24 protein-coding genes are annotated in these 26,626 nt (G+C 71.6%); 8 read left to right on the top strand and 16 right to left on the bottom strand.

Annotated features, from left to right (window positions below; genetic code table 11):
• Positions 1-161: 161 nt before the first annotated feature.
• The 3 genes from ACFZAM_RS16045 to ACFZAM_RS16055 are packed head-to-tail and all read left to right on the top strand — an operon-like array spanning position 162 to position 3,839.
• Entirely contained in the window at positions 162-1,625 is a 1,464-nt protein-coding gene (locus ACFZAM_RS16045) for an FAD-dependent oxidoreductase (RefSeq protein ID WP_391046459.1), read from the top strand.
• A gap of 59 nt (positions 1,626-1,684) precedes the next feature.
• Positions 1,685-2,236, top strand: a complete 552-nt coding sequence (locus ACFZAM_RS16050) for a transcriptional regulator (RefSeq protein ID WP_355332707.1) — start codon at positions 1,685-1,687, stop codon at positions 2,234-2,236.
• Positions 2,237-2,246: 10 nt separating this feature from the next.
• Positions 2,247-3,839, top strand: a complete 1,593-nt coding sequence (locus ACFZAM_RS16055) for a DHA2 family efflux MFS transporter permease subunit (protein ID WP_391046462.1) — start codon at positions 2,247-2,249, stop codon at positions 3,837-3,839.
• 84 nt (positions 3,840-3,923) lie between these two features.
• Here the strand turns inward: ACFZAM_RS16055 and ACFZAM_RS16060 are convergent, their stop codons facing one another.
• Positions 3,924-4,730 (bottom strand): M15 family metallopeptidase, encoded by an 807-nt coding sequence (locus ACFZAM_RS16060; RefSeq protein ID WP_391046464.1) that lies wholly within the window; start codon positions 4,728-4,730, stop codon positions 3,924-3,926.
• Positions 4,731-4,852: 122 nt separating this feature from the next.
• On the opposite strand from ACFZAM_RS16060, the gene ACFZAM_RS16065 reads away from it, so the two are divergent.
• Entirely contained in the window at positions 4,853-5,422 is a 570-nt protein-coding gene (locus ACFZAM_RS16065; protein ID WP_391046467.1) for a dihydrofolate reductase family protein, read from the top strand.
• Between the two features lie 22 nt (positions 5,423-5,444).
• Here the strand turns inward: ACFZAM_RS16065 and ACFZAM_RS16070 are convergent, their stop codons facing one another.
• From ACFZAM_RS16070 to ACFZAM_RS16105, 8 genes are all read right to left on the bottom strand, one after another.
• Positions 5,445-6,026, bottom strand: coding sequence for a hypothetical protein (locus ACFZAM_RS16070; RefSeq protein WP_391046469.1), 582 nt, complete (start codon positions 6,024-6,026; stop codon positions 5,445-5,447).
• Positions 6,023-6,889, bottom strand: coding sequence for a hypothetical protein (locus ACFZAM_RS16075; protein WP_355332693.1), 867 nt, complete (start codon positions 6,887-6,889; stop codon positions 6,023-6,025). Before ACFZAM_RS16075 ends, ACFZAM_RS16070 begins: the two co-directional genes overlap by 4 nt.
• Positions 6,886-8,493, bottom strand: coding sequence for an AMP-binding protein (locus ACFZAM_RS16080; protein ID WP_391046471.1), 1,608 nt, complete (start codon positions 8,491-8,493; stop codon positions 6,886-6,888). The genes ACFZAM_RS16075 and ACFZAM_RS16080 overlap by 4 nt, the downstream gene beginning before the upstream one ends.
• Positions 8,494-8,504: 11 nt before the next feature.
• Positions 8,505-8,864 (bottom strand): DoxX family protein, encoded by a 360-nt coding sequence (locus tag ACFZAM_RS16085; protein ID WP_188280096.1) that lies wholly within the window; start codon positions 8,862-8,864, stop codon positions 8,505-8,507.
• 201 nt (positions 8,865-9,065) lie between these two features.
• On the bottom strand, positions 9,066-9,380 hold the full coding sequence (locus ACFZAM_RS16090) for an acyl carrier protein (RefSeq protein ID WP_188280097.1): 315 nt from the start codon (positions 9,378-9,380) through the stop codon (positions 9,066-9,068).
• A gap of 51 nt (positions 9,381-9,431) precedes the next feature.
• A complete protein-coding gene (locus ACFZAM_RS16095) occupies positions 9,432-11,159 on the bottom strand; it encodes an acyl-CoA dehydrogenase family protein (RefSeq protein WP_391046474.1) in 1,728 nt (575 codons plus the stop codon).
• Positions 11,156-13,081 (bottom strand): acyl-CoA dehydrogenase family protein, encoded by a 1,926-nt coding sequence (locus tag ACFZAM_RS16100; protein WP_391046476.1) that lies wholly within the window; start codon positions 13,079-13,081, stop codon positions 11,156-11,158. The genes ACFZAM_RS16095 and ACFZAM_RS16100 overlap by 4 nt, the downstream gene beginning before the upstream one ends.
• Positions 13,082-13,084: 3 nt before the next feature.
• Positions 13,085-14,824, bottom strand: coding sequence for an AMP-binding protein (locus ACFZAM_RS16105; RefSeq protein WP_391046478.1), 1,740 nt, complete (start codon positions 14,822-14,824; stop codon positions 13,085-13,087).
• Between the two features lie 500 nt (positions 14,825-15,324).
• Here ACFZAM_RS16105 and ACFZAM_RS16110 point away from each other — a divergent pair, with 500 nt between their 5' ends.
• The 3 genes from ACFZAM_RS16110 (at position 15,325) to ACFZAM_RS16120 (ending at position 18,143) form a co-directional block, all read left to right on the top strand.
• Positions 15,325-16,059, top strand: a complete 735-nt coding sequence (locus tag ACFZAM_RS16110; protein WP_391046479.1) for a hypothetical protein — start codon at positions 15,325-15,327, stop codon at positions 16,057-16,059.
• 589 nt (positions 16,060-16,648) lie between these two features.
• Positions 16,649-17,956, top strand: a complete 1,308-nt coding sequence (locus ACFZAM_RS16115) for a methyltransferase (protein ID WP_355332678.1) — start codon at positions 16,649-16,651, stop codon at positions 17,954-17,956.
• A gap of 43 nt (positions 17,957-17,999) precedes the next feature.
• On the top strand, positions 18,000-18,143 hold the full coding sequence (locus ACFZAM_RS16120) for a hypothetical protein (RefSeq protein WP_391046482.1): 144 nt from the start codon (positions 18,000-18,002) through the stop codon (positions 18,141-18,143).
• 194 nt (positions 18,144-18,337) lie between these two features.
• Here the strand turns inward: ACFZAM_RS16120 and ACFZAM_RS16125 are convergent, their stop codons facing one another.
• The 6 genes from ACFZAM_RS16125 to ACFZAM_RS16150 all read right to left on the bottom strand — a co-directional run bounded on the left by ACFZAM_RS16125 (position 18,338) and on the right by ACFZAM_RS16150 (position 24,873).
• Positions 18,338-18,544, bottom strand: coding sequence for a hypothetical protein (locus ACFZAM_RS16125; protein WP_391046484.1), 207 nt, complete (start codon positions 18,542-18,544; stop codon positions 18,338-18,340).
• A 197-nt stretch (positions 18,545-18,741) separates the two neighbouring features.
• On the bottom strand, positions 18,742-20,499 hold the full coding sequence (locus ACFZAM_RS16130) for a thiamine pyrophosphate-dependent enzyme (RefSeq protein ID WP_355332673.1): 1,758 nt from the start codon (positions 20,497-20,499) through the stop codon (positions 18,742-18,744).
• A gap of 119 nt (positions 20,500-20,618) precedes the next feature.
• A complete protein-coding gene (locus tag ACFZAM_RS16135; RefSeq protein WP_391046486.1) occupies positions 20,619-22,199 on the bottom strand; it encodes a glutamate synthase-related protein in 1,581 nt (526 codons plus the stop codon).
• 105 nt (positions 22,200-22,304) lie between these two features.
• A complete protein-coding gene (locus tag ACFZAM_RS16140) occupies positions 22,305-23,441 on the bottom strand; it encodes an alcohol dehydrogenase catalytic domain-containing protein (protein ID WP_391046488.1) in 1,137 nt (378 codons plus the stop codon).
• A 172-nt stretch (positions 23,442-23,613) separates the two neighbouring features.
• A complete protein-coding gene (locus tag ACFZAM_RS16145; protein WP_391046491.1) occupies positions 23,614-24,321 on the bottom strand; it encodes an HAD-IA family hydrolase in 708 nt (235 codons plus the stop codon).
• Between the two features lie 45 nt (positions 24,322-24,366).
• Positions 24,367-24,873 carry a DUF6328 family protein gene (locus ACFZAM_RS16150; RefSeq protein WP_355332664.1) on the bottom strand — a complete coding sequence of 169 codons (507 nt, stop codon included), beginning with the start codon at positions 24,871-24,873 and terminating at the stop codon, positions 24,367-24,369.
• A gap of 147 nt (positions 24,874-25,020) precedes the next feature.
• Between ACFZAM_RS16150 and ACFZAM_RS16155 the strand changes: the two genes are divergently transcribed.
• The gene (locus ACFZAM_RS16155; RefSeq protein ID WP_391046494.1) at positions 25,021-25,986 is read left to right on the top strand and encodes a TIGR03557 family F420-dependent LLM class oxidoreductase; all 966 of its coding nucleotides are present in this window, start codon (positions 25,021-25,023) and stop codon (positions 25,984-25,986) included.
• Positions 25,987-26,043: 57 nt separating this feature from the next.
• Here ACFZAM_RS16155 and ACFZAM_RS16160 read toward each other — a convergent pair whose 3' ends face one another.
• Positions 26,044-26,583, bottom strand: a complete 540-nt coding sequence (locus ACFZAM_RS16160; protein ID WP_391046496.1) for a GNAT family N-acetyltransferase — start codon at positions 26,581-26,583, stop codon at positions 26,044-26,046.
• Positions 26,584-26,626 lie beyond the last annotated feature (43 nt).

A 26,626-nucleotide genomic window follows, 5' to 3' on the forward strand; every position in this document is an offset into this window, starting at 1 on the left:
GCCGCCCAGGACCCGCCGCCGGGCCCGGCTACGGACCCCGACCGCCGCCCGTACGCGCGACGACCGGCCGAGGCCGAAGCCCCGGCATGAGTCCCGGCCGAGGCCCCCGCCCCGAGGCGCACCCCAGGGCATCCATCAGGAAAGGAACGTGAGAGGACACCATGGTCGGAACATCCACGGGGCCCACGGGACCCACCGGGCCCGTCGCCGGAGGCCGCGCCGTCGTGCTCGGCGCGGGCATGGCCGGAATGCTGGCGGCCGTCGCGCTGCTGCGCCACGTCGACACCGTCACGGTCCTCGACCGGGACCGGCTGCCCGAGGGGCCCGACCCGCGCCGCGGAGTCCCGCAGGCCAAGCACACGCACGTCCTGTGGTCCGGCGGCGCGCGGCTCATGGAATCGCTGCTGCCCGGCACCGTCGACCGGCTGCTCGCCGACGGCGCCCACCGGATCCGGCTGCCCGAGGACCTGGTCTCGCTCACCGCCTACGGCTGGCAACAGCGCATGCCCGAGACGCAGTTCATGATCGCGGCCAGCCGGCCGCTGCTCGACTGGACCGTGCGGGACCAGGCGCTGCGCGACAAGCGGATCACCGTGCTCGCCGACACCGACATCATCGGCCTGCGCGGCGACGCCGACCGGATCACCGGCGTCACCTACAAGCCGCGTACGGGCGGCGGGATGTCGGTCGTCGAGGCGGACATCGTCGTGGACGCCACCGGCCGCGGCTCCCCGATGAAGCGCTGGCTCGGCGTGCTGGGCCTGCCGCCCGTCCAGGAGGACGTCATCGACTCGGGCATGGCCTACGCCACCCGGATCTTCGCCGCGCCCGAGGGCGCCCGCGGTCCTTTCCCGCTGGTCAGCGTCTACGCCGACCACCGTGCCGGGGTGCCGGGCCGCAACGGCATCCTGCTGCCGATCGAGCGGGGACGCTGGATGGTCACCCTCTCCGGGACCCGCGGCGCAGAACCGCCCGGCGACGAGGACGGCTTCCGCGACTACCTGGGCTCCCTGCGCCACCCGCTGATCTCGCAACTGCTGCGCCACGCCGAGCCGTTGACCCCCGTGCAGGCATCCCGCTCGACGGCCAACCGCCGGCTCTTCTACGAGCGCCTGGTGCGCTGGCCCGACGGGCTCGCGGTCGTCGGCGACGCCGTCGCCGCCTTCAACCCGGTCTACGGACACGGCATGAGCAGCGCCGCGCTGGCCGCCGCCGCCCTCGACCGGACGCTGTCCGAGTGCGGCGGCCTGGTCCCCGGCGCGGCGCAGGCCGTGCAGCGCGCGGTCGGCGCGGTCGTCGACACGCCCTGGATCCTCGCCACGTCGCAGGACGTCTGCTACCCCGACGTGCAGACCAGGTCCGAGGACCCGCGGCTGACCCGCTACGCCGCCGAACGCCGCCGCCAGGCCGACACGATCGGCGAGGCGGCGCTGCTCGACCCCGTCGTCTGCTCCGCCGCGCTGCTGGTCAACACGCTGTCGGGCGAGGCCGACGCGCTCGGCGCACCGGACGTCCAGGCCGCGCTCGCCGCCGTCGTCGGCACGGTCGCGCCCGCGGAACCCACCCTGACCGCCGCCGAGTGGCGCGCCGTGACCGCCGACGACCGTGCGGAAGCCGTATCTTGACGTTACATTGATGACTGAAACGAGTAGCGGGTACAGCAACAACGAGAAGGTTCCGTACGATGGCAGACATGACCGGTCCGGGTCCTGACCCCACACCCCAACCCCTCGGCCAGGGCGGGGAGTCGAGGCCGGGTCCGGACGTCGAGGCGTGGATGGAACGCGTCACGTCCTGGTTCATGAGCCAGGCCGGGTGGCCGCCGATCATGGGGCGGACGGTGGCCTGGCTCATGGTCAGCGAGCCGCCGGCCCAGACCCCCGCGCAGATCGCGCAGGCGGTCCAGGCCAGCCGGGCGTCCCTGACCACCACGCTGAAACTGCTGACCGAGGCGCGGATGGTGCAGGCCGTCACCCGGGCCGGTCAGCGCTCGACCTACTACCAGATCACCGAGGACGCGTGGTCGGGCGTGCTCAAACGACGGCTGGAGAGTCTGACGTCCTTCGTGGACATCACCGGCGAGGGGCTGGCGCTGTTCCCGGAGGACTCGGAACGGGCCGGGCGCGTGCGGGCGGCCCACCGGCTGTTCGCCTGGCTCGACTCCGAGGCCGACCCCATGTGGAAGCGCTGGGACGCGGTGAACACCGACGGCCCGGCCGATCTCCCCGAGACCTAGGAGCGGCGGAATGAGCAGCACGGAGACCAGGAAATGGTGGGCACTCGGGGCGATCGGGTTAAGCCTGCTGGCCGTCGGCGTCGACTCGACCATCCTCAACGTCGCCGTCCCCACGATCAGCAGTGACCTCGGCGCCTCGACCAGCCAACTCCAGTGGATCGTCGACAGTTTCACGCTGGTCCTGGCCGCGGTCCTGCTGCCCGCGGGCCTGATGGGCGACAAATACGGCCGCAAGAAATTCCTGCTCGCCTCGCTGATCCTGTTCGGCGTGGCCTCGCTCGCCTGCGCCTACTCCAACACGGCGACCGAACTGATCGCCTCCCGCGCGCTGTTGGGCCTGGCGGGCGCCTTCCTCGTGCCGCTGAGCACATCGGTGCTGCTCAACATCTTCGAGAGCGAGGAGGAGCGCACCAAGGCCATCACGGTCGTGGCGATCTCCACCATGCTCGGCCTGCCGCTCGGCCCGATCGTCGGCGGCGCGCTGCTCAACCACTTCTGGTGGGGCTCGGTCTTCCTGGTCAACGTGCCGCTCGTGGCGCTCGGCAGCTTCGCGGTCGCGAAGCTGGTCCCCGAGTCCCGCGGCAGCGCGGGCATCGGCATCGACTATGTCGGCGTCCTCATCTCCAGCCTCGGCCTGACCGCGATCACGTACGGCACGATCGAGGCCGGTGTGCGCGGCTGGGGCGACACCGTGGTGGTGCTGGCGATCGTCGGCGGCGCGCTGGCCCTGGTGCTGTTCACCTTCTGGGAGCGCCGGGTCACCGCCGCGGGCGGCAGCCCGCTGGTGGACCTCGAACTGTTCCGCAGCCGCGGCTTCGTGTGGGGCTCGGTCCTCGCCACCGTCGTCAGCTTCGCGATGTTCGGCCTGATCTTCGCCCTCCCGCAGTACTACCAGGCGGTGCTCGGGACCGACGCGCTCGGCACCGGCCTGCGGCTGCTGCCGCTGATCGGCGGCCTGCTGGTCGGCGCCAGCGTCGTCAACAAGCTCCCCGCGCAGCTCGGTCCGCGCGCCGTACCGGCGCTCGGGTTCGTGCTGATGGGTGTCGGCCTGTTCATCGGCATGGCCACCTCGACCAGCTCGGGCTACGGGTTCATCGCCATCTGGCTCACGATCATCGGCGCCGGACTCGGCATGTCCCTGACCCGGACGATGGCGGCGGCCCTCAACTCGCTGTCCAAGGAACGCAGCGGCGTCGGGTCGGCGTTCACCCAGGCGGTACGGCAGGTCGGCGGTGCGATCGGCGTGGCCGTGCTCGGCTCCGCGGCCAACTCCACGTACCGCGGCCACCTGGACCTCGGGAAGTCGCCCCAGCAGATCCAGGACGCCGCCGGTCGCAGCCCCGCGGCGGGCGTCGCCGTGGCGGCCAAGCTCAAGAGCCAGGCCGTTCTCGACGCCGTCCGCGACGCGTTCGTCGTCGCGATGCACACCGTGCTGCTGGCCTGCGGCGTCATCGTCGTCGTCGCGGCCGTCCTGGCCCTGGTGTTCCTGCCCAAGCGCGCCGCCCTGCCGCAGGACAGCGACGACACGGCGGCGTCCGCCGCCTCCGAGGGCGGAGACCCGGGCGGGCCGCCGCCCGGCCGCGCCTCCGGCTCCCTCGCCTGACGCCTGACGCCCGACGTCCGTCGCCCGCCGGAACGGCCCGCCGCCGAGCCCTCAAGGGGCGGCGGCCGGGCCCCGGCTCCGGGGTCAGTTCAGCGACGACCGCGCGACGGGGAAGTCGAAGTAGGTGTCCGGGTAGGGCTCGTGGTCGAGGGTGTAGTGCCACCACTCGACCGGCAGGTTGGTGAAACCGGCGGCTTCCATCGCGTTCTTGAGGGTCAGCCGGTTGGCCCGTTGGACGCCGGTGATCCGCGGGTCCAGCGTGTTCGCGAGGGTGTCGAAGCAGTCGAAGCCGGTCCCCATGTCGATCGAGTTGTCGGGAAAGCGGTCGGCGCGGGCGCCGTAGCACGGGGTCAGCGGCTCGCCGGGGACGTAGGCGCGGGTCTTGGCGGCCGGAAGTCTGACGATGGTGAGGTCCATCGTGCTGCCCCGGCTGTGGCCGGACTTCGCCGCGATGTAGCCGTCGGTGAACAGATCGGCCTTGTTCTCGTCCGGGTAGAACTCGCCTTTCATCTTCTGGTCGTTCAGATCCTCCGCCCAGCGGACGAAGTGGTCGACGGCGCGCTGGGGGCGGTAGCAGTCGTAGACCTTCAGCGAATACCCGGTCTTCAGCAGTGCGCGCTGCACCTTGTGGAGTGCCAGTGCCGCCGGGCGGGTGAGGAGGCACATCGGCTGGATGTAACCGTCCACCGGCGCTCCGACGAAGTCGTGCGCAGTGGCGTAACGCATTTCCTGGATGATCGAGCGGTCGACCGAACCGAGGGCGACGAATCCGGGCGGTGCCTTCACGTCGTCCGCGACCGCCGCGGGGGCGGAGAGGGCCAGGGTCGACGCTAAGCTGACCAGCGCGAGGAAAAGCGCGCGCGGCGTCATGGAATGCGCTGTGCGTGACATGCGTGCAGGTATACCAGCCTGGATACGAGCCGATCAACGATGCGAGATTCTCCGGCAATTGCGTGGGGTATGTCGAAATATCGGGTCGTGAATTTCGCATTCGTCACGGAGGAGGACTTCTCATGCGCAAGGTGACCTATTCGATGAACGTCTCACTCGACGGTTACATCGTCGGGCCGGACGGCGACTTCAACTGGACGGAGCCGGACCCGGACGTCTTTCGCTCCTGGATCGACGAGATCCGGCAGATCGACGTCCATCTGCTGGGGCGGCGGCTGTACGAGACGATGCTGTACTGGGAGACCGCCGATCACGATCCGCCGATGGACGCCGCCCAACTCGAATGGGCCGCGCTCTGGAAGCCGCTGCCCAAGGTGGTGTTCTCCACCACGCTGTCGGAGGTGGAGGGTCGCGCCCGGCTGGCCTCCGGCGACCTGGCGGGGGAGATCGAGCGGCTGCGGGCCGAGCCGGGGGACGGGGACATCGCGATCGGCGGCGCGACGCTCGCCGCCCAGGCCGCCGCCGCGGGCCTGATCGACGAGTACCGGGCACGCGTCTACCCGGTACTCGTCGGCGGCGGCGTCCCGTTCTTCCCCCGGGACGAGCACCGGGTGGACCTCGACCTCGTCGAGACCCGCGCGTTCAGCTCCAGCGTGCTCTACCTGCGCTACCGCGTGGCGCGCCGGGCGTGAGCCGCCTCCCGCGTGCGGGAGCTCAGCGAGCGGCGTCCCCGGCGAGGGCGCGGTCCGCACCGTGACCCCGCTCCGGTAGCGGGACGCTCATCTCCCGCAGCCCGTCCAGGAGTCCCGCGAGCGCGTCCAGGTCACGCGCGACCCACGACGACACCGACATCACCGCGAGGTTGTCGACCAGCGAGGTCACCGCCACGACCGGCACACCGGCCGAGAACGCGGCCTGCATCTCCATGGCGGTGCCCATGCTGAGCGTGCGGCCCGGCAGGAAGGCGATGCACAGGTCGCAGTCGGCCGCCTCCCGGGTCATCTCGTTGAACGTGGCCCGCAGCGCGGCCAGTTCCGCGGGCAGCGACCCGAGGTCGAGCACCGGGGGAACGTCGCCGATCAGCTTGCCGATCACCGACATCGTCGTCGGGTCGGCGAGCTGACGGGTGACCCCGGTGCTCGGGTCGAAGCACTCCGCCTCGGGGAAACGCGCCCGCACCAGAGCCGCGATCTGCTCGCGATAGCCCTGGTCGTCGATCCGCAGATCGGCGTTGGCCCCCTGGATCGTGCCGGCGATGAAAACGCGCCGAAGTTCCATGCGCTCCCGATTCGTCATGCGTCCTGCAAGGAGTAGCCCGGCAGGTCCGTCCGGTGATCGGCGATCTTCTGATACACCTGCGCGGCCGACACCAGATGCTCCTCGATGTCCGCGCGCCCCAGGCCCGTACTGCGCTCCAGGTCCGCCCAGACCGCCGAGGCGTGCGCGCCGTCGCCGTTGCGGGACGCCACGCCCTGGCCGGACCGCAGCCAGATGTCGGCGGCCGAGAACTCGCGGTCGGCGAAGCCCTTGAGCGGGATGATCGCCTCGGCGGTCACCTCCGCCCCGGCCACCAGCGCCCGGATCGACACGCTGTTCTGCTCGGGGTGGGTGAGCAGCCCCAGCATGTCGGACGAGAAGTCGGCGTACACGAACTCGTTCTCCGAGCGCAGCGTGAAGTGCCTGCTCAGGATGTACGTGTCCTTCTCCACGCTGTACTTGGAGTAGCTCAGCCGGATCCGGTAGCCGTGGTCGGAGGACCGGTACACCGCCGCGAGCCGGCCGGGGTGCCGCCCGCCCCGGGCGTCCAGCCTGACCGGCGCGGCGTCGACCTCGACCGACGAGTGCCCGGCCGCGACCTCCCGCGCGGGGAACCGGATCGGCGTCAGGTGCAGGAGGTACGGGTCGAGCACCACGACGTCGCCGCCGGTCTCGAAGACCGCCGCTATGTGCCGGAGATCCTGGAGGATCTTCGCCTCGGGCGCGCCGAGCGCCGTCGCGCGCTCCGCCACGTAGAGCGTCTGGTAGATGCACGCCAGCCCGTGCCGCGGATCGGGCGCGCTCTTGTGGTACCAGTGCAGGTATTCCGTCCCGCTGTTGTACGGGACGGTCCGCAGCACCGACTCCAGGGCGGTGCCGTACGGATCGCGCGTCGCTGTCACGTGAATCGCTCCTCCAATACGGTGTCGTCGGCGCTTTCCTCGAACACCATCGAGCGCAGTTCCTTACGGCGCACCTTCCACGTGGACGTCCGCGGAAGGCGGTCCCAGGGGATGAACACCGGGGCCGCGAGCGGTGCCAGACCGCGCGTCACCTCGGCCCACTCCTCGGCGGTGAGGTCCGGTCCGTCGAGGCTGACGACGGGGACGGGACTCTGGTCGCCGCGGGTCAGGACGATCACCTCGACGGCGTTGTCGATCCGGTCCAGCAGCTCGCTCTCCAGCTCCGTGGCGCTCCCGCCCGGAATGGCGTCCACCGCGCGGTCCACGAAGTGGATCCGGCCGAGGGCGTCCCGGTGGCCGACGTCACCGGTGTTCCACCAGGCGCCCTTCCACTTCTCCGCGTAACGGTCGGACTCGCCGACGTAGTCGACGCAGATCGACTTGGCCTTGGCGAACAGCACGCCGACCTCGCCGCGCTTGACCGGCTCGCCGGTCTCGGGGTCCGCGGCCTTGACGCTCACCAGCCCCGGCCAGGGGTTGCCCATCATGTTCATGTTCCCGCCGGAGGCCGCACGGCGGTTGATCTGACCGCGGGTGTAGCCGAAGCCGGCCATCGGGCCGACCTCGCTCTGGCCCCAACTGTGCCCCCACAACACGAACCGGCGCTCGGAGGCGTTCACGAACGGCCGGGCGATGGACGGGTGCATCAGGTCGAAGGTGTTCATGTAGTAGCGGACCCGCGCGAACAGCTCCGGCCTGCGCCGTACCAGCGGCACCCAGCGCTGGAAGACGTTCGGGGTGGCCTCGATCGTCGTCGGCCGGGCCCGGTCGAGCACCCGCTCGACGTCGTCGGCCTCGTGGCTGCTGGCGATGACCAGCGCTTTCGGTGCCCACCGGAGCTGCGCCATGGCCCAGGCGTAGGCGCGCGAGTGCGCGAACGATATGGAGCTGAGCGCGATGTCTTTCTGGCCGTTGACGGCGAGCGGCATCGGCAGCAGCTCCAGACGGGTGCCGGCCCGGCAGGAGTCCGCGGTGTGCGCGACGAGCTTCGGCGTGTTCGTGGTGCCCGAGGTGTGCGTGATCATCATCGGCTCGCTGTCGGCCCGTAGATCGAGGGCCGGGACGGCGCTGCCCCGCAGCCCGTCGATCGTGAGCAGACCGGCTCCCGCGTCGGCGCCGTCGATCAGGACGGTGGTGCCGAACGACCGCAGGTCCACCCCGACGCGGTCGGCCGCCTCCAGCACGTACGAGGCGATCACGGTGACCGAGGGGTCGAGCCGCTTGAGCATCACCGCCAGGTGCTCGGGGTAGTTGGCCCCCGAGATCGTCGCCGCGGTGGCGCCGATCCGCGCGGCCGCGGCGGCCAGCAAAATCATGTCGAAGTGATTGCGCTTGACGACGGCGATCCGGTCGCCCTTGCGCGCGCCGGCCTCGTACAGCCAGGCCGACGCCTCCCGCACCAGTTCGGCCAGCGCGGCGGCGTCGTAGTCCGCGCCGCCGTCGGGGGCGATGTCGAACGGCCGGTCCAGGATCAGCTCGGTGGTGCGGGACTGCTCGACGTGCCAGTCGAACAGCAGCCCCAGGTTCTTCGGCGGCTTCTTCATCCGACGCCTCCTCAGACCGCGAACGAGACGATGAAGGCGGCGACGGCGATGGCCAGGAACCCGAGGCAGTTGACCCAGAACTCCTGCTTCAGGAAGCGCGCCCGGATGTGCGCGAACGACGCGCACAGGAAGTAGACGATCACGCCGACGTTCGCGGCGAAGCCGATGCCGTCGTGCTTGATGCCCACCAACAGGCCCACGATGGCGAGGGTCTTGACGACGATCAGCACCCACCACCAGTCCCGCGGCAGGTTGACTCCGTCGAGGCAGACCTGGATGAACTTCGGCGGGCGCAGCGACATCAGGACATCGGAGGCCAGCAGTACCGCGAGCACGATCTGCGGCCACGACGGGCTGGGGCTGAGGTGCATTCTCGTTTTCCTTTGGTTCGGTCGGCATCTGCGGGGGAGGGGGGACCCTCCGGGCCGGAGCGTCCGGCGGTCGGAAGGCGGGGGTTCGAGCGGATGACGGCTGGTGCGCGGGCGGACGACGGCTGGTGCGGGCCGACGGCCGCCGGGGCGGGGCGGAAGGTCGACCGCCGGGTTCGCGTGGGCGGCGGCCGGTGCGTTCCGTCAGGCCGGTTCCGACCGCGGCCCGAGTGCGTCGAGCAGGTACGCCACGAGCGCGTCCACGGTCCTGTGGTCCCACGCCACCGTGGGCTCGACGACCAGGTCGAACTCGTCCTCGATGTCACCGCAGAGGCTGAGCGCCGCCACGGAGTCGAGGCCGTAGTCGGTCAGCGGCGCCGTCGGATCGATCTCGTCGGCGGACAGCCGGGTGTAGGCGGCGACGTGGCCGACCAGCCACCCGGCCAGCGACTCGGCCGTGTGCGGCCGCGGTGTGCTGTCGGGGCGGGGCGCCGAACTGCCGGTAGTCGTGTCGGTCACGGGTTCCTCCAGATCCGAGTAGGGGTTCTTGGTACGGGGCGGCGGGCGCCGTCAACCGGCCAGGGCGGTGTCGTAGAGATCGAAACCGCGGCGCTCGGTGTGGCGGCGCAGCAACTCCTCCCACACCCGCCCGGCGCAGTCGGGGGGCAGCTCGGCGGGACGGCGGCCGAGTCGCCGGACGAGGCGGTCCAGGGCCGCGGCGGCCCACGCCGGGTCGGCGAGGAAGGAATCCCCGCCCCGCGCCCGTGCCCGGCGCCACACGCCGAGCACCGCGGCGCCCGCCAGCACCACCGCGTAGCGGTCCGACAGCGCGAAACTCGCGGGCGAGGCCAGCGCCGTACGGTCCAGCGGCGCGAGCGCGAGGCTCTCCGCCTGGAGCAGGCGCAGTTCGTCGGTGAGGTGCAGCGCCAGCGCGCGCACGGCCGCCTCCTGCGGGGTGCCGTCCGGCGCCGTGTCCGCGGCGGCGACCAGCGACGCGCTCAGGCCGTCCCGGTCGCCGGTCAGGGCGAGCCGGTCGAACGGAATCCCCGGCAGATCGGCGCGCGGGTCGAACAGGGCGTCGGGGGCAGGTTCCGTCCTGAACCAGGAACGCCGGGCCAGCCGCGGCAACTGCGGGATGATCGTCGCCTGGCACGCCGCCGCGCCCGCGTGGCCCAGGCTGAGCACCGGCAGGTCCCTCAGGTGCTTCTGGAAGACGCCGAACTCCCCGTCGCGCAGGTAGAACCGGGCGCCCAGCACGACCGAGAGATCGTGGACGGCCTCGCCCAGCAGTGTCGGCACCAGATACTTCACCGCCGAGGCGTAGACGCTCGCCTCGTCCGGCAGCAGGTGCACGGCGCGGGTCCCGACCAGGCAGAGGCAGTCGCTGATGAGCAGGTCCAGGAACGCGCCGCCGAGCGTGGCCCGCGCCTGCGGTATCTCGGCCACCGTCCGCTTGTAGAGGTGCCGTCCCCGCGCGAAGGACACCACCGTGCGCAGCGCCGTGTCCGCCGCGCCCAGCGCCATTCCCGGCAGCGCGCCGCGGGTGAGCTGGAAGGAGCGCAGGGCCACGTCGGCGCCGTGCCCCAACTGCCCGACGAGCGCGTGCTCCGGGACCGGTGCCCGGTCGAAGTCCAGGCCGGACAGCAGGCAGCCGCGTACGCCGACGGTGCCGTAGCGGGGCAGTACGGTCAGCCGCTCGGGCGCCACCTCGGCGCGCTCGACCATCAGCACCGAGTGGCTGCGCGGCCCCGGCGCCGGGTCGGTGCGGCTGAACAGCAGCCATGCCTGGGCCCGTTCGGCGTTGTTGATGACCTGCTTGGCGCCGTGCAGGACGAACGAGCCGTCGGGCCGCACCCGCGCCTCGAACTCGTTGCGCAGGAAGTCGTTGCCGTGCGCGAGTTCGTGGTACGCCACGGAGACCCGGCCGCCGCCCAGCAGGATCTCTGCCAGCCGGGCCCGCTGCCGTGCGTCGCCCTCGGTCCACACGTTGACCGCGGCCATGAACGACGTGACGCCGTAGCCGAGTCCGAGTGCCACGTCCCGCCGGAACACCTCGCGCAGGACGCGTGCCAGCGAGTCGATCCGCTCCAGCCGGCCGCCGAGCGCCGTGGGCACGAACTCGGCGTTGAGGCCGAACGCGTCCAGCAGCTTCTCGCCCTCCGCCGACAGCTCACCGGCCTCGTCGGCCGCCAACAGCCGTGCGTTGCCGACCGGGTTGGCGGGGTCGGCGGGATCGCCGAAGGCGGCGTTGAGTTCGGCGACCCGGGCCGCCACGCGCGCTTCCTGACTGTCCGTCATGTCGCGCTCCCCGCTGCCGCCGCCGAAGGGGGTGCCGGTGTCGGCGCGTGGCCGGTCGCGGCGGTCCGGTCGGCCTCCCGCGCGGGGCCGTCCGGGCGCAGCGACAGCGGCAGCAGCGAGACCAGCCGTCCCCGCGCGTGCAGGGCGCCCGCCGCGTCGAGCACGTCGTCCAGCGCCTCGGGGTCCGCCGCGTCGGGCACGCCGAGCGCGGTGAGCAGCCGGGCGAGGGCGGCCCGCAGCCACAGGGCGTCCCGCCACAGGGGCGCCGTCGCGCCCGTCTCCGCCTCGACGTGGCTGTGGGTCCACAGGCCGACGCAGGCCGCCGCGGCGAAGCACAGCGCGAAGCGGCGGGCGGCCTCGAAGGCCGCCGGCGGCGTCTCGGTCTGCGCGTCCTGGAACCCGGCCATCTCCGCGTGCACCTCGTCCACGACGGTCAGCAGCCGCCGCGCGGCGCGCAGGGCGGGCTCGACCGCGCGATCGCGCGCGGCGAGGCCGCGCAACTCCTCGACGCAGTCGGGCAGCGCGGCCAGGACACCGCTGCCGTGGCGGGCGATCAGCGAGAGCCGGTCGACGGCGACGGCGGGCAGCGGCGCGGACAGGCGGAAAGCGGTGACCGCTCCCGGCACGTCCCCGGTACCGCGCTCGTGGGCCCGCACCAGCAAACGGAACTGACTGATCAGCGAGTTCAGGTTGACCAGGGTGTTGCCGTCGAAGAGGCCGACGATCCGGTGGTCCCTGTCCACCTTCTGGAACCGGCCGCCCGCGTAGACGTCCTTGAGGAAGGCGCGGGCGCCGAGCAGCCGGGTCAGCGCGGTGACGACCGCCTCGGTACGGGTCGGCACCAGGTACTTGGTGACCGCCGAGACGACCGAGAGCTCCGCCGGGAGGGTCTGCACCGCGCGGGCCACGACCAGCGTCAGCGCCTCGTCGGCCAGCACGTCGGCGGCGCTCTCCGCCAGGGTCCTGCGCGCCTGCGGCAGTTCGATCAACGACCGGCCGTACAGGCCGCGTTCGGCGGCGAAGTCGAGACCGAGCGCGAGCGCGTGGTCGGCGGCGCCCAGGGAGAGCGCCGCGCACATGGTGCGCGTCAACTGAAGCGCCTTGAGAACCGTCTCCAGGCCGCCCCCCACCTCGCCGACAACCGCGTCGGCGGGGACCCGGGCCCGGTCGAAGGCGATCCCGGAGATGTCCGCGCCGCGGATGCCGTGCGTACGCACCTTGTCCAGGTGCCGGTAGGCGTCGGCGGGCATGTCGCGCTTGTCCACCAGCAGGACGGAGTAGCCACGGGGGCCGCCCGCCGGATCGGTACGGCAGAGCACGGACAGCAGGGCGCCGCGCGTGGCGTTGTTGATCAGCCACTTCTCGCCGCTGAGCAGATAGTCCGCGGCAGGCGTCCCGGTGGGCGAACCGGTGGACGCGGTACCGGCGGCCGGTGTCCCGGTGGGCGCGGTACCGGTGGGCGCGGTACCGGCGGCCGGCGTCCCGGTGGACGGCTCCGCGACGACCTCGCCCGCCAGCAGGTCACTGCCGTGGGCGCGCTCGGTCAGCGCGAGAGCGACCGGCAGCCGGGAGGCGATGGCCGCACCGAGGCGACGGGACTGCTCCGCCGAGCCGTTCACCCAGACGCACACCGCGCCCAGATACGTCTTGCCGTGCGCGATCGCCACCGTCAGGTCGCGGCGCGCCACCGTCCGCATGAGCTGCACCAACTGCTCGTAGTCCGTCAGCCGGCCGCCGTGGGCGGCGGGGACGTAGAACTCGTGCAGGCCGAGCCCGTCCAGCAGGTCGCAGAGCGCGGCGGGGAACTCCTCGCGCTCGTCCAGCTCCAGGCTGCGGGCATGGCTGAAGAGCGTGCCCGGCTCCCTCGGATCGCCGAGATCCCATTCCAGCCGCTCGGCGAGGCGGTGAGGTGTGTGGTCCACGGCTCAGCCCGCCGAGGTGACCAGTGGCCCGGCCGCGAGGTTGGCCACCTGTTTGTCGAGATCCTGGTGGACCGCGTCCAGCCGGTCCTCCAGCAGCAGTGACCGCATCAAAGTGCGCTGGATCTTGCCGCTGGTGGTCTTGCGCACCGTGGCCGGGCGGACCAGGAGCACACTGCAACTGGCCTGGAATTCGCGGCGGACGTGGGCGCGTACCTCGGCGCACAGCTCCGCCGGGTCCTGCGCGGCGCCGCGGCGGAACTCCTGCACCAGCACGAGGTGTTCCTCGCCGTCGTCCACCGAGAACGCCGCTCCGGCGCCGCCGCGGAAGGCCGGGTGCAGGGACTGCACCTCGCGCTCGACGTCGTGCGGGTAGATGTTCCGCCCGTTGATCAGGATCATTTCCTTCAGACGGCCGGTCACATAGAGCTGCCCCGCGTCCAGGACGCCGAGGTCGCCGGTCCGCAGCCAGCCCGGGTCCGAGCCCGCCGCCGACACGATCGCGGCGTCGAAGATCTCGGCGTTGGTGTCGGGACGCTTCCAGTACCCGGAGGACACGCTGGCGCCCTTGACCCAGATCTCGCCGACGCCGCCCTCGGGCTGCTCGCAGCGCTCGTCCGGATCGACGATCTTCACACTGAAGTCGGCCGGGTCGACCACGCCGCTGCCGACCAGGTCGCGGGTGCCGCCGCCACGCGGTGCGTCGCGCAGCCGCCCCTGCTCCAGGGCCGCCGCGTCCACGGTACGGAAGACGGGGTTCTGGTCCGCCCGCACGCCGGAGATCAGCAGTGTGGTCTCGGCCATGCCGTAGCAGGGGCTGACGGACTCGGGCCGGAAGCCCGCGGGCGCGAAGCGCTCGGTGAACGCGCGCACCGTCTCCGCCCTGATCGGCTCGGCCCCGTTGGAGGCGTGCTGCCACTTGCTCAGGTCCAAGGTGGCCAACTGCTCGTCGGTGACCCGGCGCAGGCACAGGTCGTAGCCGAAGTTGGGGCTGCCGCTCACGGCGACGCCGTACTCGCTGATCATCTGCAACCAGCGCACCGGCCGCATGAGGAAGGAGACCGGGGACATCAGCGCGGTCGAGCCGCCGACGTACAGCGAGTGGAGTATGTGCCCGATCAGGCCCATGTCGTGGTACGCGGGCAGCCAGCACCCCATGCGGCTGTCCTGGTGGGTGCCGAGGACGTGCTGGATGGCGAGTTGATTGGCCATCAGGTTCCCGTGGGAGACCATCACACCCTTGGGCTCGCTGGTGGAGCCGGAGGTGTACTGGAGGAACGCCAGCGAATCGGCGGTGAGTTGAGGACTGGTCCACGCGCGTGCGTCGCCCTGGGCGGGGTCGTCACTGGCCAGGACGGCGACGCCGGTCACGCCCGACTCGCGCAGCCAGGCGCTGACGGCGGGTTCGTTGGCGGAGTCGGTGAGCACCGCGCGGACCTCGGCGTCGCGCACGATGCCGGTGAGCCGGGCGGCCTGGTTGCCCTGGTCGCCGGGAAGCGGCGCCGGCACCGCGACCGAACCCGCGTAGAGGCAGCCGACGAAGGCCGCGACGAAGTCCAGGCCCGAGGGGTAGAGCAGGAGCACTTGTCCTGCGACGGCGCCGTGTTCCTGTAACCAGGAGGCGATCCGCTTGGCCTCGGCGTCCAGCGCCGCGTAGGTCAGCCGCTGCGCCTCGGTGCCCGGCGTGCTGCCGGGCAGGAAGAAGTACGCGTCCTTGTCCGGCAGTTCAGCGGCATGACGCAGCACAAGCTCGGTGAAATGATTCGGCCTTCGCAAGATCGCCCCCGATCTCAATCTCGCCCACGGCTGAACCTCCAGCCGGCAGCGACCAATAGACGTTGTCGCGATCGGACGGCGCACCCCCGTATTCGGGCGCGGTCGATCGCGGCAACGACACTCAAAAATCTATTGCGAATTCACATCGCTCGGCCCGTGGATCCCCGGGAAGCACTGCGCCGAGCTCTGATTCCTACCCCGTGTCATCAGTCAGATCCGTCGTTGAAGACCGACCTATGGCTGACTGGCGGTCGTGACAGTACCAGACGCCCGAGGCGTGCGCGCCGGTAACGACCAAGCTCTCAACGGGACTTCGTCCATAATGTGCGGTTACCTGCGGGGGAGTCGGCGTCGGGTCGCGGCGGAAGTGAGGCGTGGGGTTCCGGAGCCGGCGGCCGGGCGGGACATTCGAAGCCCGGCGCCGCGAAAACCGGTCGAACGCGTGGTCGGCGCGCTGTTACGGTCCGTGTGTGGCGAAACTCAATCAGATCATCGCGGTCGAGAAGGGCGTCAAGTCCAAGGCGCAGCAGGAACTGACGACCGCTCATCACAACTTGCAGAAGCCCGCGTTGCTTTCCGGGATCTCGCGGAGCTATCAGCCGAAGGACGAGGAGGGCGAGCAATTGCCGCCCGAGTCCACCCGGGTGCAGGTCAAGGCCGAGAATGTGCTGCGGGACACCGCCGCGGCGCTCACCCGGCTCTTCGACGTGACCGCCACCAAGGACTGGGCCAACTGCGAGGCGCGCGCCGATGTCACGGTCGACGGCCGCACCGTCGTCAGCGACGTGCCCGTGTCGTATCTGCTCTTCCTGGAGAAGCAGCTCACCGACCTCAACACCTTCGTGCGCAAGCTGCCGGTGCTGGACGCGGCCGAGGGCTGGAATCTGGACGCCTCCACGGACGCCTGGAAGACCGAGCCGGTACGGACGATCCGCACCAAGAAGGTCCCGCGCAACCACGTGAAGGCCGAGGCCACCGAGAAGCACCCGGCCCAGGTCGAGGTGTACTACGAGGACGTGGCGGTCGGTTACTGGACCACGGTGAAGTTCTCCGGCGCGCTCCCCGCCCGCCGGGTGAACGAACTGCTGGACCGGGTCGAGAAGTTGCAGCAGGCGGTGAAGTTCGCCCGCGAGGAGGCCAACGGCACGGAGGTCACCGACCGGCGCGTCGGCGAGGCCGTGTTCGGGTTCCTGTTCGCGCAGTGACCCCCCTAGATCCCCTCCGCCGGAGCGCGGAGGGTGCGCCAGGAGCGCAAAGCTGAAGCTGAAGTTTGTCGTGAACGACGCGGTTCCAGTGGGGGTTCGAGTCCCTCGCCCCGCACCACTCGCGGGGGTAGCCCAAATGGCAGAGGCAGACCGCGATCAATCTCAGACTCTCGCTCCAGACTCAGCAGTCGCCGCCGATCACCGGATCGATCGGCCGCGGGCAAGTTCGTCAGGTGCAGGTTCGAATCCTGTCTGGTCCTCTTTCACGGGCCGGTAGTTCAACGGTAGAACGAGTCGACATCAGATTGACCCGCGGCCTCAAGTGCGCCGGTGTGTGCACGGGGCGGCACTTCGAGGGGCCCGGGGGCTGGACATGCCTCCGGGTCCCGCTCCTTGCCCGCGTGGAGCCCAGCGCCCGGCCCGCGGCGGTGAAGGAGCCGTGCCCCGCCAGCTCGGTGAAACCCCCGCGGAAGCGGCTCCGAGGGGGGTCTGAAGGGGGTCCCGAGGGGGGTGGCGCGACCCCCGTCCGACGCCTGACGGCCACCGGCCGACCGCTCAGTGGTGGCGTAGCGGTTAGCCTGTGAGCACCATGATCCGATTCACGACGCCCTGGGGTGACCTCGACCTCACTCGCTTCCCGCAGGACCCGCGCGACCAACTGCGGGCCTGGGACGCCGCCGACGCGTACGCGCTCCGGCATCTCGCGGACACCCGAGCCGACACGAGAGCCGACGCTCGGGCGGACCCGCGGGCCGACGCGCGAGGCGACACCCGCACCGGTCAGCGGGCCGATCCGCCGGGCGACGCCCGCGCCGGCTCCCGTCCCGCCGCGCAGGCGGACGGCGCGGCCGGCGGGCGTACGGCGGCCGGGTCCGTGGACCTGTCGGGGACCGTCGTCGTGGTCGGTGACCGCTGGGGCGCGCTGACCACCGCGCTGGCCGCGCACCGCCCCACCCAGATCTCGGACTCCTTCCTGGCCCAGGAGGCGACCCGCGCGAATCTGCTGCGCAACGCCCCGGAGGAGGCCGACGGCGTCCGGCTGCTGTCCACCCGCGACACCCCGCCGGACCGCGTGGACGTCCTGCTGATCAGGGTCCCCAAGAGCCTCGCGCTGCTGGAGGACCAGCTCCACCGCCTCGCGCCCGCCGTGCACGAGGGCACCGTCGTGGTCGGCACCGGCATGACCACCGAGATCCACACCTCGACGCTCAACCTCTTCGAGCGGATCCTCGGACCGACGCGTACGTCACTGGCCGAGAAGAAGGCGCGGCTGATCTTCTGCGCCCCGGCCGCGGGCCGGACCCGTACCGCCAGCCCCTGGCCGATCACCTACGCGCTGCCGGACGGCATCGGCGCGGTCTCCGGCCGTACGGTCACCAACCACGCGGGCATCTTCTGCGCGGAACGGCTCGACATCGGCACCCGCTTCCTGCTCCAGCACCTCCCCGTCCGGCACGGCCCGGACCGCGTGGTCGACCTCGGCTGCGGCAACGGCGTCGTCGGGACGGCCGCCGCGCTCGCCAACCCCGAGTCCGCCGTGCTGTTCGCCGACGAGTCGCACCAGGCGGTCGCCTCGGCCGAGGCCACCTTCCGCGCCAACGCCGACCCCGCGACCAAGGCGGAGTTCCTGGTCGCCGACGGCCTGACCGGGGTCCCGGCCGAGAGCGCCGACCTCGTCCTCCTCAACCCGCCCTTCCACTCCCACCAGGCCACCACCGACATCACGGCCCGCCGGATGTTCACCGCCGCCCGTACCGTCCTGCGCCCCGGCGGCGAACTCTGGGTGATCGGCAACCGCCACCTCGGCTACCACCTCCGCCTGCGCCGCCTCTTCGGCACCTGCGACATCGTCGCCTCCGACCCCAAATTCGTGATCCTCCGCGCCACCAAGTCCTGACCGCGCCGCGCTCAGAACCGCTCGAAGGTGGAAGGGGTACGGGATGTGCTCGGTGTCGCCGTCGCTCACGGCGCTCTCCCGCCGCGCGGTGAACATCGCGTTCGTCCTGCGCGTGCGGTCCAGCAACGGGCTCGATCCACGGGGGTGGAAGACGACGAGTTCGCCGGAGACGACTCCGCTGCCGTAGGCGTCGAGGAACCCGGTGAAGTCGCCGGGCAGCGCGGAGCCCACGTACTGCTCGATGTCGCGCCAGCCCTCCGGATCCGGCCGCCGGTACGGGGGTTCGCCCAGCAGGGACCACAACTCGTCCAACGACGACATGCGCTGCTCCAAGGCCGGTGCGGCGGTGAGATGACGCCGCCAACCCAGCGGCGACCGCCGTCAGTCGCTGCCGCTGCCGGACCGGTTCAGGCGTCGGCGCTCCCGCTGTCGCCGGTTCCGCTCGGAGCCGCGCACCAGTTCACCGGCGGCGAGGGTCACCGACGCCACCGCGCGCACCCAGCGGGGCCCGCCGCGACTCGCCCACACCACGCACGCGCACCCGCCGACGACGACCACCAGCACGCCGATCAGCACCAGAGCGATCATGTTCCCCCATCTCCACGTCGGCCGGCCGGAGTCGGCCGGGCGACACCTCAAAGATCTCACGCGGAAGGCTACTTGGGACGACGGCACGACGGCTCGACGGCGCTTACGGCACACGGTTCGACGGTCTGACGGCTCGATGCCCCGATGCCCCGATGCCCCGATGCCCCGATGCCCCCGACCGCGCAACGCCGGTGCGCTCAGTGCGAGTTGTCGCCGGAGCTCCGGACGATCTCCTTCATCTTGGCGACGGCGAAGCCCCAGCCCTGCTCGACGGTGGGCTTGGCGGGAACGGCGATCTCGTCCGGGTTGGTGAGGACGTCCAGGAGCACCGGGCCCGGCGCGGCCAGCGCGGTGCGGACGGCGTCGTCCAACTCGTCGGGGTCGGTGACCCGGATACCCGTCAGGCCCAAGGCGGTCGCGACCGCCGCGAAGTCGGGGTTGTCCAGGACGGTGCCGAACTCCGGCAGCCCCGACTGCTCCTGCTCCAGTTTGACCATGCCCAGCCGGCGGTTGTCGAAGACGACGAGGGTGACCGGCAGGTCGTACGTCTTGAGCGTCATGAGGTCGCCGAGCAGCATGCTCAGGCCGCCGTCGCCGCAGAACGCCACGACCTGCCTGCCCCGGTCCAGCATCTGCGCGCCCAGCGCGTGCGGCATGGCGTTGGCCATCGAGCCGAGGTTGTACGAGCCCAGGAGGCGGCGGTCGCCGCGCATCTCCACGAAACGCGACAGCCACACGGTGGCCATGCCCGTATCGGAGGTGAACACCGCGTCGTCGGCGGCGTGGCGGTCGACCGCCGCCGCGAGCGCCTCGGGACGGATGCCGTGTTCGCGGTTGTCCAGGGCGGAGCGGACGCGGCCGATCAGTCCCTTGTCGTGGTCGGGGGCCGCCAGCCGGGCCTGCCCCTCCCGCCAGGACGCGAAGCGCTCCACGGCCTGGTCCAGATGCTTGCGGTCACGGGCCTTCGCCGACGCGGACGGTGCGGCGTCCAACTGGACCAGCAGGTCCCGTACGGTCGCGCCGACCTCGCCGACGAGGCCGATCTCGACCGGGACGCGGCGGCCGATGTGGGTGGGCTCGGTGTCGACCTGGACCACGGTGCGGCCCTCGGGATACCAGTCGCGGTAAGGGAAGTCGGTGCCCAGCAGCAGGAGGGTGTCGGCGTCCTGGAGTGCGGAGGCCGCCGCGGGGTTGCCGATCAGACCGGTCTGTCCGACCTGGAACGGGTTGTCGCCCTCGAAGCCCTCCTTGGCCTTCAACGTGAGCACCATCGGCGCCGCCAGCCGGTCGGCGAGGGCCATGACCTGGTCGCGGGCGCCCCGGGCGCCGCGGCCGACCAGCAGGGTGACGCGCTCGGCCCGGTCCAGCAGATCGGCGGCGGCGCGGACGGCGTCCTCGTCCGGCCGGGTGCTCGGCGTGGTGAGCGAGAAACGGGCCGGCCGGTCCGTGGACAGTTCCTTCTCCCCGATGTCGCCGGGGACCGACAGCACGGCGACGCCCTTGCGTCCCAGGGCGGTGCGGACCGCGGTCTCCAGCAGCAGCGGCATCTGCTCCGGCGAGGTGACGGTGGCCCGGAAGACCGCCACATCGCTGAAGAGCGCGTCGTTGTCGACTTCCTGGAAGTAGTCGCTGCCCAGCTCGGACAGCGGCACTTGACCGGCGATGGCCAGCACCGGGGTGTGGCTCTTGGCCGCGTCGTACAGGCCGTTGAGCAGGTGCACCGAGCCGGGGCCGACCGTGCCCATGCAGACGCCGAGGCCGCCGGTGAGCTGGGACTGCGCGCTCGCGGCGAAGGCCGCCGCCTCCTCGTGCCGACAGCCCACCCACTCCACGCCCTCGGTGGTGCGGATCGCGTCGGTCAGGGGGTTGAGGGCGTCGCCGACGACGCCGAAGACCTGGCGTACGTTCAGTTCGGCCAGGGCGTCCACGATGACGCGGGCAACGGTACGGGCCATGATTCCTCCAGCTCAGACGGTGTGGCGGTGTGGCGGTGTGGCGGTGTGGCGGTGTGGCGGTGCGGCGCTTCGGGGTGCGGCGCGGTGCGCGCGGCGGCCGGTGCGCACCGCGGTACGGCTCAGACGGTGAAGCGGTCGGGGTCGGCGGCGGCCCAGTCGGCGGCCCACGAGGCGGGCGGTTCGGCGAGCAGCTGACCGGGAGCCAGCCACTCGTACAGTTCGTCATAGGAGCGGACGGTGTAGGGGTCGACACGCTGGCGCAGCATGTGCGGGCGCAGCTGCGACGGATCGGTGACGCCCATCGACGCCATGATCTGAAGAGCGCTGGCGACGGTGGACTCCTGGAGCCTGCGCACCCGGACGGACTTGTCGCCGACGTCCAGGGCGCGGGCCCGCCGCGGGTCCTGGGTCGTGACGCCGACGGGGCAGGTGTTGGTGTGGCAGCGCTGCGCCTGGATGCACCCGACGGCGAACATCATGGCGCGGGCGGCGTTGCCGTAGTCCGCGCCCTGGACCATGCGCTTGACGAGGTCGCTGCCGGTGGCGATCTTGCCGCTCGCGCCGATCCTGACCCGGTCCCGCAGACCGGCGCCGACCAGCGCGTTGTGCACGGTGGTCAGGCCCTCGGTGAGCGGGGTGCCGACGTGGTCGGCGAATTCCAGCGGCGCCGCGCCGGTACCGCCCTCGGCGCCGTCCACGATGATGAAGTCCGGCGCGGTGCCCTCCTCGACCATCGCCTTGCAGACGGCCAGGAACTGGCGGCGCGAACCGACGCACAGCTTGAAGCCCGCGGGCTTGCCGCCCGACAGCTCCCGCATCCGGGCGATGAACCGGATCAGCTCACGGGGCGTGCCGAAGACCCGGTGGTACGGCGGGGATACGACGGTCTCGCCCTGCGGGACGTCCCGCACCCGGGCGATCTCGGCGTTGACCTTAGCCCCTGGCAGGACGCCGCCGATACCGGGCTTGGCGCCCTGGGACAGCTTCAGCGACACGCACTTGACGCTGTCGTGGGCGGCCTTGTCGGCGAACTCCCCGGCGTCGAAGTCGCCGTCGTCGGTGCGGCAGCCGAAGTAGCCGGTGCCGATCTCCCAGACCAGGTCGCCGCCGTGCCTCAGGTGGTACTCCGACAGGCCCCCTTCACCGGTGTCGTGCGCGAAACCACCGTCCGCCGCGCCCTTGTTGAGCGCCAGGACCGCCTGGGCCGACAGCGAGCCGAAACTCATCGCCGACACGTTAAGCAGCGCCATGTCGTACGGCTTGGCGCAGTCGGGACCGCCGATCCGCACCCGCGGCGGATCGTCCGGTACGGGCCGCGGCGCCATCGACGGCACCAGGAACTCGTGGCCCGAGCGGTAGACGTCGAGTTCGGTGCCGTACGGCTCCTCGGCCGCTGTGCCCTTGGCGCGTTCGTAGACGATGCTGCGGGTGTCGCGGTCGAAGGGGCGGCCGTCGAAATTCCGCTCGACGAAGTACTGCTGGAGCTCCGGGCGGATCTTCTCCAGCAGGTAGCGGGCATGGCCGATCACCGGGTAGTTGCGCAGCACCGAGTGGCGGCGCTGCGTCAGGTCGTACAGGCCGAGCAGCCCCAGCAGGGCCAGGACGGCGGCGGCCGTCCACCACCAGGGGCCGACCGCCACGGCGGCGACCGCCGCCGCGACGGCCACGAGCAGGGTCAGGGCCACGGCACCGGTTCTCATCACGTCGGGCTCCTTGCCCGCCCCGATCCCTCCATGCTGCCCGCCGGGTCAAGCTCCGGTCATCCCAGGCCCATGGCCGCGTCGGGCCGCCTTCGCGGCCTTGCGTCAGGGGTGGAGCAGGACCTTCGTCCAGCCGTCGTCGCGCTTGTCGAAGTGCCGGTAGGCGTCGGGGGCTTCGTCCAGCGGGAGTTCGTGGGAGACCAGGAAGGACGGGTCGGCCCGGCCGGTGACGATCAGATCGCGCAGGGCGCGGTTGTAGCGCAGGACGGGGCACTGGCCGGTGCCCATGTGCTGACCCTTGGTGAAGAAGGTGCCGTAGTCGAAGGCGATCCGGCCGTGCTTGGCGCCCTCCTCGGCGGCTTCCGGGTCCTCGGGCATGTAGACGCCGACCACACCGATGCCGCCGGTGGTACGGACGGCCTTGACCAGGTTGTCCAGGACGAGTTCGGGGTGCTCCTGGCCGGACGGGTCGTGCGCCTGGTAGCCGACGGCTTCGACGCCGCAGTCCGTGCCGCGCCCGTCGGTGGCGTCCAGGATCTGCTCCGCGGGGTCGGCCTCGGAGAAGTCGACGGGGGTGGCGCCGATGGACTCGGCCAGGGCGAGGCGGTCGGCCTGCCGGTCGACGACGAAGACCTGGGACGCGCCGCGGATCAGGGCGCTGTGCGCGGCGAGCAGTCCGACGGGTCCCGCGCCGAAGACGGCGACGCTGTCCCCGGCGCGCTGGCCGGCGAGTTCGGTGCCGTGCCAGCCGGTGGGGAAGATGTCGGAGAGCATCGTGAACTTGGCCTCGTGCTCGTCACCCGCGGGCAGTTCGAGCAGGTTGAAGTCGGCGTACGGCACGCGGAGCAGTTCGGCCTGGCCGCCGTCGTACGGGCCCATGTTGGCGTAGCCGTACGCGGCGCCGTCCATGCCCTCGGTGGGGTTGACGCGCTGACAGAAGGCGGTCCAGCCGTTCAGGCAGTTGCGACAGCTTCCGCAGGCGATGTTGAACGGCACCGACACCCGGTCGCCGGGCTTGATCCGGGTCACCGCGGGCCCGGTGTCCTCGACGATGCCCATGTTCTCGTGGCCGAGGATCTTGCCCCGCTCGACGGTCGTGCGGCCCTCGTACATGTGCAGGTCGGAGCCGCAGATGTTGGTGGTGGTGATCCGGACCAGCGCGTCGTTGGGCTGCTCGATCCGCGCGTCCGGCGCATCCTCGACGGAGACGTCGTAAGGGCCGTTGTAGACCAGCGCTTTCATGTCGTCGTTCCTTTCGGGAGCGGTCGAAACGGAACAATCACCCACAGAAGTGACAATTCCCTACTATCCGCGTACCCGCGTCACATGATTGACACGTGTGACGGGGGCCCGAGAGCGGGAAACTTTCCGCGACGGCGTCGTGACGCCACGCGTACGCCGGCCCGGCGGCCGGTCATCGGGGTGGCGTGGCGAGGACGCTGTCGTCCAGGTGGGTGAGCAGGTCCGCGACGGATTCGTAGACGGTTTCGGCTCCCGCTTCGCTCAGCTCCTGGCGCGTCCAGCCGCCGGTGAGCACGCCGAGGCAGCGCACGCCCGCCTTGGAGGCCGCCTGCGCGTCCCAGGCGGCGTCGCCGACGAAGACCGCGCGCCCGGCCGGGACACCCGCCTTCTCCAGCGCCTGCCGTACGAGGTCGGGGGCGGGTTTGCTGGAGGACACGTCGTCGGAGGTGGTCACGGCGGTGATCGCCTCATCGGCGTCGAGGGCGCGGAGCATCACCTCGGCCTCCTCGCCCTTCGCGGACGAGGCGAGCACGACCTGCCAGCCGCGCGCCGCGCAGGCCCTGAGCAGGTCGGAAGCCCCGGGCAGCGGCACCAGCCGGGACCAGTACTGGGCATAGAGGGTGTCGTGAGCGGCGCTGATCGTGTCGTCCTCGCCGTGGTCGCGGTCCTCGCCGAGCAGCGCGTCCAGCAAATGGTCACTGCCCATCCCGATCAGCCGGTGGATCCGGGCCGTGCCGACCCGGTGGCCGTGCTGGCTCAGGGCCTCCCACCAGGCGACGGTGTGCAGATAGACCGTGTCCATCAGGGTGCCGTCGACATCGAACAGCACCGCTCCGTCGGCGCGCCGCGTCTCACTGCCGGTGGGCTCTGACTCTGTCATGTCTCGCTTCTTTCCGTGTCCTGCTCCCCTGCGGGAACGTCGAGGTCAGTCGGACCCGTCCGCCGACAGGGCGCGGTGTCGCGCCACCGCGGGGAGGACGAGCCAGGCGAGGCCGAACCATACGACCATTCCCGCCACTATCGGGATCGCGACCGTCGCGCCACCGGCGACACGCAGGACGAGGAGCAAGGCCGTGGCCATGGTGCACACGAGCAGGACGAGACCCACCACGGTCAGACGCGACGCCCACGCGACCGTCTCGGGCTTCAGCCGCTGTCCCGTCAGCATCCGGTGCAGCGAGACGGGCCCCACCAGGGCGCCCGTCGTCGCCGCGCCCAGCATCACGGTCACGATGTACAGCGTGCGCTCGCCGTCGGACAGATGCGCGAAGCGCTGCTGGAACGGGACCGTCAGCAGGAAGCCGAAGAGGATCTGCACACCGGTCTGGACGACCCGCAGTTCCTGGAGCAGCTCGCCCCACTGCCGGTCGGCGCGCTGCTCCGGTGTCTCGTCCCTGCCGGGTGCGGCACTGCCGCCGGTCCCGCTTGTCATCCTGAAGCCACCTGCCCGTGTGCGATCGCGACGTGTCCTGACCGGGGGACCGGTCCCCCCTCTGCCCGTCCGTTACGCCTACCCCCGCACCGCCCCCTCAGCCGAGCGGGAGGTTTCCCGGCCGGGAAGATCGGCTAAACGCCTCGCATGGTGCAATTCGGATACACGATGATGACGGAGCAGGCGGGCCCCCGCGCGCTCGTGGACCATGTGGTCGGCGCCGAGCGGGCCGGATTCGACTTCTCCGTGACCTCGGACCACTACTTCCCCTGGCTCGATTCCCAGGGGCACTCCCCGTACGCCTGGAGCGTGCTGGGAGCCGCGGCCCAGGCCACGTACCGCATCCCGCTCATGACCTACGTGACCTGCCCGACCAAGCGGTACCACCCGGCGGTGATCGCGCAGAAGGCCGCGACGATGCAGTTGCTGTCCGAGGGGCGCTTCCGGCTCGGGCTGGGCTCGGGTGAGCAGCTCAACGAGCACGTGGTCGGCGGTGGCTGGCCCTCCGCGCGGACCAGGGTCGAGATGCTGGAAGAGGCGGTCGGGATCATCCGCGCCCTGCTCGCGGGCGATGTCGTGAACCACCGGGGCGCCCACTTCGAGGTGGACAACGCCAAGCTGTGGGACCTCCCGGACACCCCGCCGCCCCTCGGCATCGCGGTCTCGGGCGAGCGCTCCTGCTCGCTCGCGGGCCGGCTGGCCGATCTGGTGATCGCCACGGAGCCGAAGAGCGAACTGCTCGACGCCTTCGACGCGCACGGCGGTACGGGAAAGCCGAGGGTCGGCCAGCTCCCGGTCTGCTACGACCCGGACACCGACGCCGCCGTCGCCCGGGCCCACGAGCAGTTCCGCTGGTCCGTGGGGCCCTGGCCGGTGAATGCGGAACTGCCGAATCCGGCGGCCTTCGCCGGAGCCAACGAGCACGTGCGCCCCGAGGACATCGCCGAGGCCATTCCCTGCGGCAGCGACCCCGACGTGTTCGCCGAAGCGGTCGCGTCCTACATCGACGCGGGCTTCACCGAGATCGCCCTGATCCAGATCGGCGGCGACCACCAGGAGCCCTTCCTCGACTGGTCGCAGAAGACGCTCCTGCCCGCCCTGCGCGCCCTCTGACTCCGCCGAGGGCCGCGCCGACGTACGGCTCGGCCGCTGCGACCGGGGCCCTCGGTCCTACGCGGATGCCGGGAGCGGCGGGCGCAGGCCCAGCCACTGCTCGGCGTCCCAGGCGTGGAACCGCTCCACCTCGGTGAACCCGAGCTTGGCCGCGAGGCGCATCGAGGCGAGGTTGGCGCTCTGGGTGGCCAGGATCACCGGCTCGCCGGGCAGGACGCCGTCGAACCAGTCGAGCGCCGCCGCGCACGCCTCTGCGGCGTACCCGAGGCCCCACGCCCGCGGCAGGAACAGATAGCCGAGATCGGCCTTCCCCCGGGCGGCCGGGCGGTGGCTCTCCGCCGCTCGCCTGAGCAGGAGCTGGCCGATCATCGCGCCGTCCAGCTCCACGACGAAGCTTCCCGGCCACTGCTCGGGCACCTCGGGCAGCTCGCGCTCCAGCTCGGCACGCGGCCGGGGGCCGCCGAGGTAGGTATGCACCTCCGGCGACGCCAGCAGCTCGATGAACGCCGCCCGGTCACGCGCCTCGGACCCGCGCAGTACGAGCCTCGCGGTCCTGATCGGCTCGGGCGGCCAGACGACGGGCCCCAGGTTCGGCATGCGCGCAGCCTAGCAACGGGGGCAGTGCCGGTAGGCGGGGCGA

Origin of the sequence: Streptomyces sp. NPDC008079, from assembly GCF_042957385.1 — a bacterium.
Taxonomy (GTDB): domain Bacteria; phylum Actinomycetota; class Actinomycetes; order Streptomycetales; family Streptomycetaceae; genus Actinacidiphila.